Source organism: Nicoletella semolina (assembly GCF_004345745.1).
In the GTDB taxonomy this organism is placed as follows: Bacteria; Pseudomonadota; Gammaproteobacteria; order Enterobacterales; family Pasteurellaceae; genus Nicoletella; species Nicoletella semolina.
This window is the reverse complement of the sequence record NZ_SLXJ01000004.1, coordinates 118,681-135,412: the sequence shown is the minus strand read 5'-3', so window position 1 is coordinate 135,412 and position 16,732 is coordinate 118,681. Positions and strand designations below refer to the sequence as shown.

General features: G+C 40.3%; 15 protein-coding genes and 1 pseudogene. 5 read left to right on the top strand and 11 right to left on the bottom strand.

Annotated elements, in window-relative coordinates:
- Nucleotides 1–33: 33 nt before the first annotated feature.
- The 8 genes and pseudogenes from EV693_RS04180 to alr all read right to left on the bottom strand — a co-directional run bounded on the left by EV693_RS04180 (nt 34) and on the right by alr (nt 6,916).
- Nucleotides 34–2,898 (bottom strand): valine--tRNA ligase, encoded by a 2,865-nt coding sequence (locus EV693_RS04180; protein WP_132501125.1) that lies wholly within the window; start codon nt 2,896–2,898, stop codon nt 34–36.
- 18 nt (nt 2,899–2,916) lie between these two features.
- Nucleotides 2,917–3,843: a restriction endonuclease gene (locus tag EV693_RS04175; protein ID WP_132501124.1), complete on the bottom strand. Its 927-nt coding sequence runs from the start codon at nt 3,841–3,843 to the stop codon at nt 2,917–2,919.
- A 30-nt stretch (nt 3,844–3,873) separates the two neighbouring features.
- Complete coding sequence (locus tag EV693_RS09680; protein ID WP_279432609.1) at nt 3,874–4,008, bottom strand: hypothetical protein; 135 nt, start codon at nt 4,006–4,008, stop codon at nt 3,874–3,876.
- Complete coding sequence (locus EV693_RS09625; RefSeq protein ID WP_243694568.1) at nt 3,998–4,168, bottom strand: hypothetical protein; 171 nt, start codon at nt 4,166–4,168, stop codon at nt 3,998–4,000. Before EV693_RS09625 ends, EV693_RS09680 begins: the two co-directional genes overlap by 11 nt.
- A 78-nt stretch (nt 4,169–4,246) precedes the next feature.
- Nucleotides 4,247–4,627: pseudogene (locus tag EV693_RS09620) on the bottom strand (GNAT family N-acetyltransferase); the annotation flags it as partial.
- A 40-nt stretch (nt 4,628–4,667) separates the two neighbouring features.
- Nucleotides 4,668–5,150, bottom strand: a complete 483-nt coding sequence (gene smpB / locus EV693_RS04165) for an SsrA-binding protein SmpB (protein WP_207906478.1) — start codon at nt 5,148–5,150, stop codon at nt 4,668–4,670.
- A gap of 185 nt (nt 5,151–5,335) precedes the next feature.
- Nucleotides 5,336–5,548, bottom strand: a complete 213-nt coding sequence (cspE, locus tag EV693_RS04160; RefSeq protein WP_132501122.1) for a transcription antiterminator/RNA stability regulator CspE — start codon at nt 5,546–5,548, stop codon at nt 5,336–5,338.
- 240 nt (nt 5,549–5,788) lie between these two features.
- Nucleotides 5,789–6,916, bottom strand: coding sequence for an alanine racemase (alr, locus tag EV693_RS04155; protein WP_132501121.1), 1,128 nt, complete (start codon nt 6,914–6,916; stop codon nt 5,789–5,791).
- Between the two features lie 124 nt (nt 6,917–7,040).
- Between alr and EV693_RS04150 the strand changes: the two genes are divergently transcribed.
- The 4 genes from EV693_RS04150 to ruvB all read left to right on the top strand — a co-directional run bounded on the left by EV693_RS04150 (nt 7,041) and on the right by ruvB (nt 10,216).
- Nucleotides 7,041–7,958: an SPFH domain-containing protein gene (locus tag EV693_RS04150; protein WP_207906476.1), complete on the top strand. Its 918-nt coding sequence runs from the start codon at nt 7,041–7,043 to the stop codon at nt 7,956–7,958.
- Between the two features lie 95 nt (nt 7,959–8,053).
- Entirely contained in the window at nt 8,054–8,494 is a 441-nt protein-coding gene (locus EV693_RS04145) for an NfeD family protein (RefSeq protein WP_132501119.1), read from the top strand.
- An 82-nt stretch (nt 8,495–8,576) separates the two neighbouring features.
- Nucleotides 8,577–9,182: a Holliday junction branch migration protein RuvA gene (gene ruvA, locus EV693_RS04140; protein ID WP_132501118.1), complete on the top strand. Its 606-nt coding sequence runs from the start codon at nt 8,577–8,579 to the stop codon at nt 9,180–9,182.
- A 29-nt stretch (nt 9,183–9,211) separates the two neighbouring features.
- On the top strand, nt 9,212–10,216 hold the full coding sequence (ruvB, locus tag EV693_RS04135) for a Holliday junction branch migration DNA helicase RuvB (RefSeq protein ID WP_132501117.1): 1,005 nt from the start codon (nt 9,212–9,214) through the stop codon (nt 10,214–10,216).
- 73 nt (nt 10,217–10,289) lie between these two features.
- Here ruvB and ppc read toward each other — a convergent pair whose 3' ends face one another.
- Both ppc and prmB read right to left on the bottom strand, forming a co-directional pair.
- Nucleotides 10,290–12,926 (bottom strand): phosphoenolpyruvate carboxylase, encoded by a 2,637-nt coding sequence (ppc, locus tag EV693_RS04130; RefSeq protein ID WP_132501116.1) that lies wholly within the window; start codon nt 12,924–12,926, stop codon nt 10,290–10,292.
- Between the two features lie 112 nt (nt 12,927–13,038).
- The gene (gene prmB / locus EV693_RS04125) at nt 13,039–13,986 is read right to left on the bottom strand and encodes a 50S ribosomal protein L3 N(5)-glutamine methyltransferase (protein WP_132501115.1); all 948 of its coding nucleotides are present in this window, start codon (nt 13,984–13,986) and stop codon (nt 13,039–13,041) included.
- A 105-nt stretch (nt 13,987–14,091) separates the two neighbouring features.
- On the opposite strand from prmB, the gene smrB reads away from it, so the two are divergent.
- The gene (gene smrB / locus EV693_RS04120) at nt 14,092–14,604 is read left to right on the top strand and encodes an endonuclease SmrB (RefSeq protein WP_132501114.1); all 513 of its coding nucleotides are present in this window, start codon (nt 14,092–14,094) and stop codon (nt 14,602–14,604) included.
- A 67-nt stretch (nt 14,605–14,671) separates the two neighbouring features.
- Here the strand turns inward: smrB and EV693_RS04115 are convergent, their stop codons facing one another.
- The gene (locus tag EV693_RS04115; RefSeq protein ID WP_132501113.1) at nt 14,672–16,609 is read right to left on the bottom strand and encodes an LTA synthase family protein; all 1,938 of its coding nucleotides are present in this window, start codon (nt 16,607–16,609) and stop codon (nt 14,672–14,674) included.
- Nucleotides 16,610–16,732 lie beyond the last annotated feature (123 nt).

The window sequence follows — 16,732 nt, the reverse complement described above, 5'->3', positions numbered from 1 at the left end:
TCTTGATTTTCTAACTCTAACGTACCTAACCTTTTACAATGCTTCAATCGCTGTATATTGTCCTTGCAATTTATTCAAACCGTTTTGGTACTCTTGCATTTTTTCACGCTCTTTGGCGATCACAGCTTCTGGTGCTTTTGCTACAAAGGCTTCGTTGCTGAGTTTATTTTCAATGCGAGTAATTTCGCCTTGCATTTTCTCAATTTCTTTGGTTAATCGAGCAAGCTCTGCTTCTTTATTGATAAAGCCCGCCATTGGGATTAGCACTTCCACGTTACCGACCAATTTCGCCACGGAAAGAGGTGCAGTTTCGTCCGCACTTAGCACTTGTACGCTATCTAACTTCGCCATTGCTTTTAACAAGCGGTCGTTTTCCGCCAGAATTTTGCGTTGCTCGTCAGATACATTGCGAACAAGGAATTCTAAGCCTTTGCTTGGTGCGATATTGCTTTCCGCACGAATGTTACGCACAGCGATGATTAACTCTTTAATCCAGCCGATTTGCACTTCCGCTGCTTCGTCTAATTCGCTTTCCACCACTTTCGGGAATGGTTGTAACATAATGGTATCAGCGTCAATGCCCGCAAAGCCTTTCACTTTCTGCCAAATTTCTTCGGTGATGAACGGCATCATTGGGTGTGCCAAACGGAGTAATTTTTCAAGCACACGCACGAGCGTTTGGCTTGCACCACGTTTTTGTGCTTCAGTACCGCTAGCAAACACTGGTTTAGTGAGTTCTAAGTACCAGTCGCAGAACTCGTTCCAAGTGAAGTCGTAAATGGCATTTGCCGCTAAGTCGAAACGATATTGGCTTAATGCCTCACGGAACTCGCCCACAGTGCGGTTGAATTTTGACTCGATCCAACGATCTGCCAAGCTATATTCCATTTCGCCTGCCGATAAATCAAGTTTATCGTTAGTTAATACGAAACGGCTTGCATTCCATAATTTGTTACAAAAGTTGCGGTAGCCTTCTAGGCGTTTCATATCCCAGTTGATATCACGACCGTTGCTCGCTAATGCGGCAAGGGTGAAACGCAATGCGTCTGTACCGTGTGCCGCAATACCGTTATCGAATTCTTTGCGGGTTGCCTTAGCAATTTTTTCTGCCAGTTGCGGTTGCATCATATTGCCAGTGCGTTTTTCGAGTAAATCTTCAAGAGAAATACCGTCAATCATATCGATTGGGTCAAGCACGTTACCCTTCGATTTTGACATTTTTTGACCATTTTCATCACGAATCAAGCCCGTTACATACACGGTTTTGAACGGCACTTGCGGTTTGCCATTTTCATCTTTTACAAAGTGCATCGTAAACATAATCATACGAGCCACCCAGAAGAAGATGATATCGAAACCAGTGATCAACACATCGGTTGGGTGGAACATTTTTAGATCGTTGGTTTGCTTTGGCCAACCTAAGGTCGAGAACGTCCACAAACCTGATGAGAACCAAGTATCTAACACGTCTTCATCTTGTTTTAATGGTAAATCCGCAGGTAAGTTGTGTTTTTGACGCACTTCTTCTTCGTTGCGTGCTACATACACATTGCCTGCTTCGTCATACCACGCAGGGATACGATGACCCCACCATAATTGGCGAGAGATACACCAGTCTTGAATATCACGCATCCAAGAGAAGTAAAGGTTTTCGTATTGTTTTGGTACGAATTGGATTTCGCCGTCTTCCACCGCTTTGGTCGCTACTTCGGCAAGCGGTTTCACACTCACATACCATTGGTCAGTTAGCATTGGCTCAATTGGCACGCCACCACGGTCACCGTAAGGCACTTTCAAATCGTGTGGTTTGATTTCGTCTAATAAACCTAAGGCTTCAAAATCCGCCACCACTTTTTTACGTGCAGCGAAACGCTCTAAGCCTTGATAATCCGCAGGGATTTTCGCCTCATAAGTCGCAAGCGGTTTACCGTCTGTACCGATAATTTCCGCTTCCGCACGGATATCCGCATTTAGCGTCATTACATTTACCATTGGCAAGCAATGACGTTTACCCACTTCGTAGTCGTTGAAGTCGTGGGCTGGAGTAATTTTCACTACACCTGTACCGAACTCACGATCAACGTAATCGTCCGCTACGATTGGGATTTCACGGTTTGCAAGCGGTAAAATGACCGTCTTACCAATCAATGATTGATAGCGTTCATCTTCTGGGTGAACCGCTACCGCTGTATCGCCTAGCACGGTTTCAGGACGAGTGGTTGCTACCACCAAGTAATCTTTACCGTCCGCGGTTTTCGCACCGTTTGCCAACGGATAGCGGAAATGCCAAAGCGAGCCTTTGCTCTCTTTGTTTTCTACTTCTAAATCTGAAATAGCGGTGTGAAGTTTCGGATCCCAGTTTACGAGGCGTTTCCCACGGTAAATCAAGCCTTCTTCGTGCAAACGAACGAACACTTCTTTCACTGCATTCGATAAGCCTTCGTCCATTGTGAAACGTTCACGATCCCAGTCGATTGAGTTACCCAAACGACGCATTTGTTGGCTAATTGTACCGCCTGAATAGGCTTTCCAATCCCAGATTTTATTGATGAAAGCCTCACGCCCATAATCGTGGCGAGTTTTGCCTTCTTCTGCGGCAATTTTACGCTCCACCACCATTTGGGTTGCGATCCCTGCATGGTCAGTCCCTGCCTGCCACAAGGTGTTGTTGCCTTCCATACGGTTAAAACGGATCAGCGTATCCATTAACGTTTGTTGGAATGCGTGTCCCATATGCAATGAGCCAGTAACATTCGGCGGTGGAATGACGATACAGTAGCTTGGAACATTAGGATTTTCAGTCGGCTTAAAATAGCCCTGTTCTTCCCAGTGTTTATAAAGTGCTTGTTCTACTGCAGACGCATCGAAACGGTCTGCCATTTGGAGGTTTTGTGTCATTGTTTTTTCTCGTTTTTCCTAATTATTATTTTGGAAATTATCCCAAAAATCGTTATCTAATTTTTTAATACTAAATTCTTTTTCTTTTTGTACACCTAATTCATAATCATAAATATATTTTGCCAACTGATTTCCATCAATTAAAACAATACGAGCTTTTGAAAAATTTTGAGCAAATACTTTTGCATCATCACTAAATTTAGATGTAGTAATAAATACGCCCTTTGTTGCATTCCCCTCTAATCCTAATAATGCACCAGTAAATCCTTGAACTTCTTTTCTAGATATCGAATTGTCTTGTTGATATCGTTTGGCTTGTACATAAATTTGCTCAAAGCCTAAAACATCACCTTTAATTATAGCATCAATACCACCATCACGAGTTAATTGGGTAACCTTGCCATCACCATATCCCATTTTTTGTAATAACTCTGTTACAATTTGTTCAAATGCAGCAGCTGACTTCAATAAAATAGTCTCTAAAATATCATCGTAAACTTTTCGTCTAATTGCTTTATATGATGTTTCTAACAGCGTCAAAGGATCTTCTTCACGTTTACTAGTATCAGGTAAGAGTTCTAATTCATCACTAATACCGTCTGAGAACTTAAATTTAGCTAAATAATTTTCTCGAATATATTTCAAAATCTCATCATTAGAATTGTGAATAAATGATTTTCCTATATCACTAATTTTATAAACTCTTTTATTTTTCTGTTGCCTGAATACTAATAAACCCGCTTTTTCAAGGTCATTCAGCTTCCAATAAACAGTATTATCGAAAATTTTGGCGTTACTTATTTCATAGCGCTTATTTAAAAAATTATTATCTAATGCAAATTCTTTGGCTAAATACCCAATAATTTCTGAAATTAACACATAATTATCTTGATTGAGAAAATTTAAAATTGGATTTAATAAATCCTTAGGTTTCTTATAATTCATTATTTGTTACCTAGATCTTCTAACTTCTATCTATGCAGGACTAATGTGCATTGCGGTATGATCTGAATCAATCACAATCTGCACGGTATCTTTATTAAAGCCACGCAAGGTTGTTTTGCCTGCACCGTTTGTTCCACAGTAGAAAATCGCAAGATTATTTTGCATACTCAATCACTTCTTCGTGTCCATCAGGATAATGTCGCACGATATTCCCATTCGGTCGCTGAAACGTCAGCACTTCACGCGTTTTCTTATCCTCCATCCACGCTTTAAATTGAATTTGCAGTTGGCGTTGCTGCTCTCTAATTTGTTCAATTTTGGTCATTTTCTTTCTCCAACATCTGCAGATTTTGGCAAACTTTTCAAATCTCCCCAGTTCCTTTTTTCTAAAGAAGGGAGATTTGTCCAACACCATATCCAAATGCGGTATACCATCTTCCAAATAAATCTCCGAAACCGTTTGAAATTCTAAACTTTCATAAAATCCTTGCAGATAACTTTGGGCTTGGATTTTGATTGGGTTTGTTGATTTCTTGGCAAATTTGACCGCTTGTAACATTAACTCTCAAGCTAAACCTGAACCTCAAGCTTCTTTTGCTACCAACACTCGTCCAATTTTCACGCAATCCCCATAAGGAATAATGCAGCAATAAGCGGTGATATTTTCTTGATTTTTTGCAAATAAATGTATGGCAATTAAATCCAGCTCATCAACTTCTTGATATGGGCAATTTTGTTCCACAACAAATACAGTGGTGCGAATTTGATAAATTTGCCACATCATTCATTTCTTATGTATATGCATAACAATTTACAATCAACGTTTATCCTCGATTGGCATTTTTCATAATTCTCTGTTTTGCAACTTGCCATTCACGATCTTTAATGTCCTCACGCTTATCGTGTAGCTTTTTACCTTTTGCTAAGCCAATTTTGATTTTTGCCCACGCATTTTTCCAATAAAGGGAAAGAGCGACAACAGTAAAACCATCTCGACTTGTTTTCCCAATTAAGGTCGCAAGCTCTCGCCTATTTAAAAGCAAACGGCGAGTTCGAGTGGGATCACAAATGATATGAGTTGATGCCACATTTAAGGGGGTAATTGTTGCTCCGAAGAGAAATGCCTCTCCGTTACGGAAAGTTACATAACTATCGCCAATATTTGCCTTGCCTGATCGCAATGCTTTGACTTCCCAACCTTGCAACTCCAGACCTGATTCAATCTCTTCTTCAATAAAATACTCGTGTCTTGCACGCTTATTGAGTGCAATCGTATTAGCTGCCACTTTTGGTTTCTTGCTCATAATGAAAATCGCTTTAGAAAAATTGTTGGAATTGTACCTTAAACTCGCATAATTTTGAATGCTTGTATGGCGTAATAATTAGGTTACAAAAGAATTAGACTGGAAATAGAAATGATAACAAAAAAAGAAACCCACATTTCTGTTACCAAAAATATGGGTTAAAAGATAAATCGTTAAACTAATTATAATTAACGAATAACGGTAATATCCACCGCCGAAGGACCACGAGCAGAATCTTGTACATTGAACTCTACTCTGTCGCCTTCATTTAAACTTCTAAAATTCTCACCAACGATACCAGAAAAGTGAGCAAATACATCTTTGCCACCTGCATTTGGAGTAATAAAACCAAAGCCTTTATCTGCGTTGAACCATTTAACTGTGCCGTTTAATTTAGACATATTGTCTTCCTTCTATAAAATATAAATTGAGCCTGAAAACAGGCAATGACGCTAACATTTGAACGGAAATAGAGTAGATATTAGAAAGAACTTTCACAAACAAATGTAAAACTTGTAGATAGGAAGTGCAATAAATAATAACTTAATAACCAGCTGTTTAGCTTGGGAAGCATTAGAACACAGTATTTCACTAAGAGCAAGCACTATTTTCACTTATTGGAAAATAATTATTTCTAATGCTTAATTTTCACCGTATTCAATCAACACTCGTGGTGTTAATTTAGTAATTAGTTCGTAATTAATTGTACCAATGGTTTTTGCAACCTCTTCAATCAATAACTGTTCCCCCCATAGCACGACTTCATCGCCTACTTTATCCTGACTATCAACACCGAGATCAACGGTCATCATATCCATTGACACCCGTCCAACAATTGGCACTTTTCGTCCATTAATCAAGACAGGCGTACCCTCTGGTGCATTACGAGGATAGCCATCGCCGTAGCCTATAGCAACCACGCCAATTTTGGTATCAGACTGGCTTACCCAAGCACCGCCATAACCGACTGGCTCGCCCTTCTTATGATCACGAACTGCAATCAATGAAGAGGTTAAACTCACGACTGGTTTAAATCCAAGTGGCATAATGGATTCACTATGCGGCGAAATGCCATACAGTATAATACCTGGACGAACCCAATCATAATGGGCTTGTTGCCAATACAAAATACCACTTGAAGCGGAAATACTACGCTCTACGGAATAGTCTTGACTGACTTGTTCAAAAAGAGAAATTTGCTTTTTGGTATAGTCGCTTCCCTCCTCGTCCGCACGGCTAAAATGACTGATAAATTTTACTTGCTTTACCAGTGGGCAAGCGGTCAATTCTTGGTAAAATTTTGCAACTTGCGTAGGCTCAATCCCCAAGCGATGCATACCTGTATCAACTTTTAACCAAACTGTTATCGGAAAATATAGTTTAGTTTTACGCTGCCAAAAATATTTCTTCTGCTCATTTTGCCACTCTGCTGCGACAGATTTGAGCAGCTCAAGCTGTTCAATACAATGGACTACCGTATCAAAACGCCGAGATAACGTTTTTAATAGTTCTTCTCTATCAAAAAAGCCCTCTAGCAAAACAATTCGTCCTGTATATCCACTCTCTTGAATACTCAATGCCTCTTTCATTCGTGCAACACCGAAGGCATCAACCATTTCTTGTAAATTTTTTACCACTCGGTAAATCCCCTGCCCATACGCATTCGCTTTCACAACGGCACAAATTTTACTTTGAGGTGCAAATGTTTTAATCAATTGTAGGTTGTGGCGTAACGCACGCTCATTAATTTTGATCGTTGCAGGTTTCATCGCTTACTCTTGAATATTAAAAGGCTAAAATTATACATAGAAAAGCCCAAAAATCCCTAGTAATTAAGCAAAAAATAGTTACTATATCAACTTTCTACTATCCAATTTTAGAAGGAGTATCGCTGTGCTATTAACTGCTTACATTCTGCCTGTTGTTTTTGTCTGCTTGGCTATTCTTGTCTTATTTTCGACCATCAAAATTGTACCGCAAGGCTTTCATTGGACAATTGAGCGTTTTGGTCGTTATACCAAAACATTAACCCCTGGATTGAATATTGTTGTTCCTTTTATCGATCGTGTAGGGCGTAAAATTAATATGATGGAACAAGTATTAGACATTCCATCTCAAGAAGTGATTTCTAAAGATAATGCCAGCGTCTCAATTGACGCTGTCTGTTTTGTGCAAGTTATTGATGCACGCCGAGCCGCCTACGAGGTCAATCATTTAGAGCAAGCGATTATCAATTTAACGATGACGAATATGCGTACTGTATTAGGCTCAATGGACCTAGACGATATGCTCTCCCAACGAGATTTAATTAATGGTCGTTTACTTGCCATTGTGGATGAAGCAACGAACTTATGGGGGGTCAAGGTAACACGGATTGAAATTCGAGACGTGCGTCCACCTAAGGAATTAGTGGCTGCAATGAATGCTCAAATGAAAGCAGAGCGAAATAAAAGGGCTGATATTTTAGAAGCGGAGGGTATTCGACAAGCTGAAATTTTGCGAGCAGAAGGCGAAAAACAATCTCGTATTCTAAAAGCAGAAGGAGAACGTCAAGAGGCCTTTTTACAAGCAGAAGCTCGTGAACGTGCAGCAGAGGCAGAAGCCAAAGCAACTAAAATGGTTTCTGAGGCGATTGCAATGGGAGATACTAAGGCAATTAATTACTTTATTGCACAAAAATACACAGAAGCGATTAAAGAAATTGGATCTGCCGAGAACAGTAAAGTGGTCTTAATGCCATTGGAAGCTGGCAATTTAATTGGCTCCGTTGCGGGCATCGCAGAATTACTAAAAGGTGATAAAACAGTCTAGTTTATTAAATACACAATCAACGGATAGCATATTTGGTATAACCGTGTATTGACGATTGATCAATTATTCTACTTACTATCAATAAGGAGAAACCGATGCAATGGCTTTCAGATGGGAGCAATTGGCTTATTTTAGGCTTTATTTTGCTCATTATTGAAATTTTCGCCCCAGGTGTGTTTGTGATGTGGTGGGGACTAGCTGCACTTTCTTTAGCCACTATTGTTACATTAATCACTGATTTAAGTCTTATATTACAATTACTTATCTTTGTATGTCTTGCTATTACATTTAGCCTCTTTTGGTGGAGGTATCAACACAATATAAATCAACAAGAAGATGTTACAACGTTACTGAATGCAAGAGAACATACAATGATTGGCACACAAGGAATGATTATAGAGCTATTGTCGAATGGTGTGGCAAGAGGGAAGTTTGGCGATACGACGTGGCGTGTCCAAGGAGAAAATCTCGCTATTGGTGATAAAGTTCGAGTAATAGCAGTAGAAGGTATTACCCTGCAAGTTCGGCTCGTTTAAACTATTTTTTAAATAACCCTGTTATTTTATACAGTTTTTTGCTATTGTGAGAAACCTATTTTATTTGTAAAAGTAAGCAATAATGATCGGACGATTACACGGAAAGGTTCTTGAGAAATCACCGCCTGAAATGGTACTTGATGTACAAGGCGTAGGATATGAAATATTACTGCCAATGACTAGCTTCTATGATCTTCCTCAAGTTGGAGAAGAAACTAGTATTTTCACGCATTTGATCATACGAGAAGACGCACATTTACTATTTGGTTTTGTACACAAACAAGACCGCACGCTATTTCGTGAGTTAATTAAAACAAATGGTATTGGACCTAAATTAGCCTTGGCGATTCTTTCTGCAATGTCCGCATCGCAATTTGCCAGTGCCATTGAACGAGAAGAATTATCTAAATTGACGAAAATCCCTGGTATTGGGCGAAAAACTGCCGAGCGTTTATTGGTAGAGCTAAAAGGCAAATTTAAAGATCATTCCCACAATGACTTCTTTGTAGAAAATAGCCATCTAGATACCCCAGCAATACATTCAGTTGAACCGTTAGACGAAGCTCGTGATGCTCTAATTGCGTTAGGTTATAAACCTGCAGACGCAGAAAAAATGGTAAAAAAAGCCAACCACTTGAATGCTTCCAGTGAGCAAATCATACGAGAAGCCCTTAAAAATGCCTTATAACGTCTCCCTAATATCTTATTATTTAAATTATGATTGAAGCCGACCGAATTATCAGCTCAGTACCTAAACGTGATGAAGATCTCGTTGATCGTGCTATTCGTCCTAAATTGCTCACAGATTATGTAGGGCAACCTATTGTAAGAGAGCAAATGGAAATTTTTATCCAAGCTGCAAAAATGCGACAAGATGCTCTCGACCACCTCTTAATCTTTGGTCCACCAGGGCTAGGAAAAACAACGCTTGCCAATATTGTCGCAAATGAAATGGGCGTAAATATACGCACAACTTCTGGACCAGTGCTAGAAAAAGCTGGCGATCTTGCTGCGATGCTTACTAATCTAGAACCTTATGATGTGCTTTTTATTGATGAAATTCACCGCCTTTCACCCGCTATCGAAGAAGTACTTTATCCTGCAATGGAAGACTACCAGTTAGATATTATGATTGGAGAAGGACCTGCAGCACGCTCAATCAAGCTAGATCTGCCTCCATTCACGTTAATTGGTGCAACCACACGAGCAGGCTCACTCACTTCTCCCTTGCGTGATCGCTTTGGCATTGTACAGCGACTTGAGTTTTATTCCATTGACGACCTCACCTCTATTGTTAGTCGCAGTGCAAACTACCTCAATTTAAACCTTTCAGATGAAGCTTCATACGAAATTGCTCGTCGTTCACGCGGTACACCACGGATAGCAAATAGATTACTTCGTCGAGTTCGAGATTTTGCTGATGTTCGCAATAAAGGAATCATTTCATCAGACATTGCCAAACAAGCTCTAACAATGTTAGATGTTGATCCTGAAGGCTTTGATTTTATGGATAGAAAATTACTATCGGCGGTTATCGAACGTTTTGATGGAGGTCCTGTTGGACTAGACAACCTTGCCGCTGCAATTGGCGAAGAACGAGACACAATTGAAGATGTTCTCGAACCCTATCTCATTCAACAAGGCTTCTTACAACGCACCCCTCGAGGAAGAATAGCCACTTCCCGAACCTACCATCACTTTGGTCTTCTCAAACCAGAATAACAACTCAATTATTCCCTCTTCATAAGTAATGATAGAGGGATTTAGAATGTTGCTTACCATTTATGCTTCCAATCTACCCTGTATTACGCATTCCTGCGGCGATACCAGTGATGGTAATCATTAGAGCTTGTTCTAGATCTGGGTGATTGAGATTTTCTGATCTTAGGCGATGAAGCAGTTCTACTTGTAGTAAATTCAGCGGATCAGTATACACATTCCGTAAGGCGATTGATTGTGCTATCCACGGTAAATCTGCCATTAATTGCCCATCGTGAGACAGTGCAAGTACCGTTTCAAGATCTTGTTGTAACTGACTACGCAGACATTTTCCTAGTGGGTGAAGCTCTTTTGGTACGAGACGCTGATCATAATGTTCCGCAAGCCATAAATCCGTTTTACTGAATACCATTTCAAGCATTCCGATTCGAGTGGAGAAAAATGGCCACGCTTTGCACATTTCTTTTAGTAATGCTTCTTTTCCTTGCTCAATCAATTTAGTCAGTGCTTGTCCTGCCCCAAGCCACGCAGGTAACATTAGCCGATTTTGCATCCACGCAAAAATCCACGGAATAGCCCGTAAACTTTCAACTCCTCCGTTCGGATTACGTTTTGCAGGACGAGAACCAAGTGGCAGCTTAGATAGCTCTTGCTCTGGTGTGGCTGCACGGAAATAAGGTACAAAATCAGGCTCGCCACGCACAATGTCTCGATAGAGATGACAAGATATATCTGCAGCACTTTCCATTACATCACGCCACGCTTGTTGAGGCTCTGGCGGCGGAAAAATATTCGCTTCTAAAATAGCACTAGCGTATAAATCAAGGCTTTCAAGTGCAACAGCAGGCAATCCCAATTTGAAGCGAATCATTTCACCTTGTTCAGTTACACGCAAACCATTTTTCAATGAACGAGGAGGCTGAGAAAGCAGTGCGGCGTGTGCTGGTGCCCCTCCCCGTCCGATAGTGCCTCCCCGTCCGTGAAATAAAGTAAGTTCAATATTGTTTCGTTCACATAGATTAACTAATGCTTCTTGTGCACGATATTGAGCCCAAGATGCCGCCAACATTCCTGCGTCTTTTGCAGAATCTGAATAGCCAATCATCACCATCTGTTTATTATTGATAACACCTCGATACCAGCCAATATTGAATAATGCAGCCATCACTTTTTCACTGCGGTCGAGATCGTCTAGCGTTTCAAATAATGGGGCAACAGGGATAATTTGCTGACAACCTGCCTCTTTTAATAATAGATGAACAGCAAGCACATCAGATGCTTCACGAGCCATTGAGATAACGTAAGCGGAGATCACCCCTTCTGGTTGCTCAGCGATCACCTTACAAGTATCCAAAACTTCTTGTGTTTCTGGCGTTGGCTGCCAATTTGTAGGAACAAGCGGTCGGCGTGAACTTAGTTCTCGCACTAGAAATGCCTGTTTATCGTCTTCAGTCCATTGAGCATAATCACCTAAACCAATATAACGAGTAATTTCAGAGATTGCTATTGTGTGGCGAGTGCTTTCTTGACGAATATCCAAACGAGACAATTCTAATCCAAAACAACGAATACGTCGCAATGTATCTAGTAATGCTCCATTTGCAATGATTCTCATACCGCATTGCTGAAGAGACTGATAGCAGTCGTAAAGTGGTATCCAAAGCTGCTGATCATCCGTGAGAATATCGTTTTTTGAGATCGTAAGTGGTTTATTTTCCAGCAGTTCGCCATAATAAGCCACGGTTTTAGTTAATTGGCTACGCAGCGATTTTAATACCGCACGATAAGGCTCTAAATGAGAGCCGTATTTTTGACGAAATTCATCGGTACAAGTTACCACCGACAATTCTTCTGCCAATAATCGAATATCTTCTAAAAATAATTCCGCAGCTTTCCAACGATTCATTCGTAGTACTCGACAGGTGGTTTCTGCAGTAACAAATGGATTACCATCACGATCCCCTCCCATCCAAGAAGAAAAGCGTACAGGTGTAATTTCTACAGAATGCTGAATATCAAAATGCTTTTCTAGGTGAAAATTCAGCTGGCGACAAAACTCAGGCACAGCTTTCCACAAGCTGTTTTCAATGACTGCAATTCCCCATTTGGCTTCATCAACAGGCGTTGGGCGTTGTGTACGAATTTCATTTGTATGCCAAGCTAATGCAATAAATTGCATTAATCGGCGTTTCAATTTTGTTGTTTCTGCTTCAGTTAGATCATCGTGTTCCAAGCGACTTAAACAGCGGTTAATTTCAACGTGTTTATGCACTAAAGAGCGGCGAGTTACCTCTGTTGGGTGGGCGGTTAGGACTAAATCAATAAGTAATTTCTCAACCGTCTCAATCACTTTTTCTGCAGGTACATTTTGTGCTTTCAAGCGAGCAAATAACGCCCCCATTGAACGTTCATCAACCATTGCAATTTTACTGTGCCGAGAGACCGCTTGATATTGCTCAGCGATATTAGTGAGGTTCAGAAATTGACTAAATGCACGGGCAACTGGAATCACATTTTCGGTTGAAATATTTGCTAACATCTCCAATAATTGCTGGCGAGCTTTCTCATCACCTGCACGGGAACTGCGTGAAAGCACTCGGATACTCTCAATTAATTCTAAGATTTCATTACCTTGTGCCTCTCGAATTGTCTCACCTAGAAAATCACCCAACATCGAAATATTATGACGCATTAATTCGTACTGCTCGCTCATAAAAAAATATCCTCTTTTTTAATTCATATCACTATGCATAGATATAACTAAAAAGAGGATAAATAGCAATTAAGATTTATTTTTTTGATGAATTAAATTAGAAAATTTAATCCTAAAACAGGTGGCGGTGTGCTACAAGTTGCTCACGAGTAAGACTAAATACTCCTAGTCCGCCATTTTTAAACGTTAGCCAATTAAACGGTACAGCAGGGAATTGTTCCATCAAATGTACCATACTGTTACCCACTTCACACACAAGTACGCCATTATCTGATAAGAAATCTGCAGCTTGTACCAAAATCCGTTTGGTTATCTCTAAACCATCAATACCTGATCCTAATGCCATTTCTGGCTCATGAAAGAATTCCTCAGGCATCTCTGCTAGATCTTCTTGATCCACATACGGCGGATTGGTTACGATAAGATCGTAGCGATCTCGTGGCAAATCCGTAAATAAATCAGATTGTAAAGGAAACACCTTGTCCCCTACATTGTGTCGCTCAATATTGATTTCAGCTACATTCAATGCATCAACGGATAAATCTACTGCATCAATCTCTGCATTCGGAAAACGCTCTGCACAGGCAATAGCGATACAGCCACTGCCCGTACACATATCTAAAATGCGTTTTGGTTCGGAGCGTAAAATACCTGTGAAACCTTGCTGAATTAACTCACCAATCGGTGATCGAGGCACGATAACTCGCTCATCAACATAAAACTCTAGACCTGAAAACCACGCAGAATGTGTTAAATACGCAACTGGCTTACGCAGACCTAGACGCTGTTCAACCATTGCAATAATTCGCTTTTTCTCCGCCAAAGTTAAACGTGAGGTATACAAACTTTCTGGCACATCAACAGGTAATGCTAAGGCACTTAATACCAACTGGTTTGCCTCGTCCCACGCATTATCGTGTCCGTGCCCATAATAAAGATCTGATGCATTAAAATAACTGTAAGCCCAACGCATCATATCCAGAATTGAGCCTAAATCCTGCTCGACTGGTGATGATGTAATCTCTTCTAATAACTCCAAATTATATTGTGGCGTAACCATATAAATTTCTCAAAATATCCATAATCAAAAAAGTGAACCGTTATACCATATTTCGCTTTGTGTTAGAATGGTGATGCTTGAATTTAGAGAGAAGAGAAAATAAAAATGCTACCTGAAGACGAAAAAAATCTATTTAAAAATGCGGTTCAAGGCGTGAAAAAAATTAAACAAGATACTTTTTACCCAAAAACTCAACCTAGAGTAAGAGTAAACGAGGCTCGACAATTGAAGGAACACGCAGATACGCTATTTTATTTTTCTGATGAATATGAACCACTTTTAAGTGAAGAAAATGACAAAGTGCGTTATCGCCGTGAAGATATTGATCCCTATATTCTTAAACAGCTTCGTCGAGGTGATTTTCAACCTGAACTCTTCCTAGATTTGCACGGTTTAACTAAAGAGAGCGCAAAAAAAGAACTCGCTAGTCTACTGCTCGCCTGTGAACGTGAACGAGTTTATTGTGCCAGCATTATGACAGGCTACGGTACTCGTACTTTGAAACAACAAATTCCCCGTTGGCTCGTACAACACCCCAAAGTCCTTGCTCTTCATCAAGCCCCCAAAGAATGGGGAGGCGATGCGGCAATTCTTATATTGGTGGAACAACCTGCTTGATTAAATAACTTAGATAGTTGCATAGTTCAAGCAGGCTAGCGGTGCGAATAATTAAAAAATTTGCAAATTATTCCAATTTTGGCAAGGTGTATAACTGCTTTTGATATAAATAGCTACCAAGCAACGCATAGGATAATGCTTCTTTCTTCATTGCCTCTGACTGCTCTGCAGCAGTTAAGCTGTGATCTGCTTTGTTATAAACAAAACCCTGCACAGGTATATTAGGACGCATTACGACTACAGATCCATCACCCTTCATCATTGCCTGCGTGTCATTATATTGCATAAATGCACGATCAGGATTGACATTTTGCGTTAGATCATAGCCCATCATTGGATAATCCCCACTGATGCCAGCTAATGAAAGTAAGGTGGTTGGCATATCAATTTGGCTGACGAGGCGATTATCACGCTTTGCCTCAATTCCTTCCCCAATAAACAATGCAGGAATACGGAAGTGCTGGATTGGAACTAAATGTTCACCAGCAGCCCGAGAGTCGTGATCAGCAATCACCAAGAAAACCGTATCTTGCCAATAGTTAGACTTTTTCGCTAAATCAAAGAAATGCCCAATCGCAAAATCAGCATATTTTGCCGCATTATTGCGGGTTTGTTTCGGCTGTTCATACAATTCAATTTTACCGTCAGGGAATTCAAATGGATCGTGATTACTGGAACTGAACACGAGGCTGAAAAATGGTTTACCTTCTTCGTGCAATTGAGTAAACGTCTCATTGGCTTTATCAAACAAATCCTCATCGCTCACTCCCCAAGTTGCCTTGAACGTTGGGTTTCTATAATCTTTTTCATCAATAATTTGCTCAAAGCCATTACCGTAAAAAAAACTTGCCATATTATCAAAATGTTTCTCGCCACCATAAATAAAACTGGTGTGATAACCTTGGCGACGCAATAACTCGGCAATGCTAAAAAAGTTATGCTGACTTTTAGTTAATTTCACCACAGCTCGTGCTGGCGTTGGCGTAAAGCCTGTCGTTACTGCTTCAATGCCTCTCACAGAACGTGTTCCTGTTGCATATAAATTTTCAAATAACCACCCCTCTTTCGCTAAACGATCGAAGTTTGGTGTGAGAGGTTTACCGCCAAGCGTGCCAACAAATCGTGCACCAAGACTTTCCTCTAATATAATGACGATATTTTTCGGCTTGCCTTGATAAGTGGCTTGATTATAAGTCAAGGTTGGAATATCAGCAGAAATATAATCCGTATCAGGCCGCCCCCTGGACTGTTTTACGATGCTAAACATCTCTTCCACAGACATTTTTCCGTACTGTTCAGACGATTTATCTTCATCTTTCAATTGTTGTACCGCATAAAGTACTGAATAGCCTGAACTTAACACTAAGGAATTCACAAGCGGATCGCTTGAGAATGCAACCATTGCTGGATTAATACCACGGTGCGCAAATGAAGAACGCCCGCCAATAAATACCAACGCAGCGACCAATAAGCCAAGTATTGGACGCACTCTCCACTTAGGAAAATGAATATTCTTTGTTGCCCAACCAGACAGCTTCCAATATGCCACTAAAGAAATGAGTGCCAAGAATAAGCTAATAATGACCGTCATCAAATGCCCATTAATCAACATTGTAAACACTTCTTTTGGGTGAGATAAATATTCAATAAACAGTCGGTTTGGACGTACATCAAAGGTTTCAATAAAATTCGGTGTCGCAGCTTCCATAAATAAAATAAAGACCGACCCTGCCGTTAGCCAAATACGCAAAATCACACGCCAAATTGAACCTAACCTATTGTTGCTAAGGAAAAGTGCAGTAAACAATGCTGGCACCCCAAATAACCAGCAGAGTGCCGAGATGTCAATACGAATACCTTGCAAGAATAGTGGCAGCCAGCCATCAACAGCTGAAACTCGATCCACTTGCCATAAACTAAGCCCAAGACGAGAAAAGAATAATATCAATAGATTGATCGCAATAAAAAAGAATATTGGGAATAAAACAAAACGGCGTCGCTCCATAACGTATCCTCTAAATTTGATGAGCGGTGTTAACAGGTTGGGAGCAGTCTATCAAAATAAAATTATTATTCAATAAAGATAAATATATCAGCTGAAACCCCATAGTGTAGCTAGGAAGGATTT

What these genes read in the sequence shown, in the direction of transcription:
- ruvB (WP_132501117.1), top strand. Translation starts at nt 9,212, where the DNA reads ATGATTGAAGCCGACCGAATTATCAGCTCAGTACCTAAACGTGATGAA.
- ruvA (WP_132501118.1), top strand. Translation starts at nt 8,577, where the DNA reads ATGATCGGACGATTACACGGAAAGGTTCTTGAGAAATCACCGCCTGAA.
- EV693_RS04115 (WP_132501113.1), bottom strand. Translation starts at nt 16,609, where the DNA reads ATGGAGCGACGCCGTTTTGTTTTATTCCCAATATTCTTTTTTATTGCG.
- EV693_RS04145 (WP_132501119.1), top strand. Translation starts at nt 8,054, where the DNA reads ATGCAATGGCTTTCAGATGGGAGCAATTGGCTTATTTTAGGCTTTATT.
- EV693_RS04180 (WP_132501125.1), bottom strand. Translation starts at nt 2,898, where the DNA reads ATGACACAAAACCTCCAAATGGCAGACCGTTTCGATGCGTCTGCAGTA.
- EV693_RS09680 (WP_279432609.1), bottom strand. Translation starts at nt 4,008, where the DNA reads ATGCAAAATAATCTTGCGATTTTCTACTGTGGAACAAACGGTGCAGGC.
- EV693_RS09625 (WP_243694568.1), bottom strand. Translation starts at nt 4,168, where the DNA reads ATGACCAAAATTGAACAAATTAGAGAGCAGCAACGCCAACTGCAAATT.
- EV693_RS04175 (WP_132501124.1), bottom strand. Translation starts at nt 3,843, where the DNA reads ATGAATTATAAGAAACCTAAGGATTTATTAAATCCAATTTTAAATTTT.
- smrB (WP_132501114.1), top strand. Translation starts at nt 14,092, where the DNA reads ATGCTACCTGAAGACGAAAAAAATCTATTTAAAAATGCGGTTCAAGGC.
- cspE (WP_132501122.1), bottom strand. Translation starts at nt 5,548, where the DNA reads ATGTCTAAATTAAACGGCACAGTTAAATGGTTCAACGCAGATAAAGGC.
- prmB (WP_132501115.1), bottom strand. Translation starts at nt 13,986, where the DNA reads ATGGTTACGCCACAATATAATTTGGAGTTATTAGAAGAGATTACATCA.
- alr (WP_132501121.1), bottom strand. Translation starts at nt 6,916, where the DNA reads ATGAAACCTGCAACGATCAAAATTAATGAGCGTGCGTTACGCCACAAC.
- ppc (WP_132501116.1), bottom strand. Translation starts at nt 12,926, where the DNA reads ATGAGCGAGCAGTACGAATTAATGCGTCATAATATTTCGATGTTGGGT.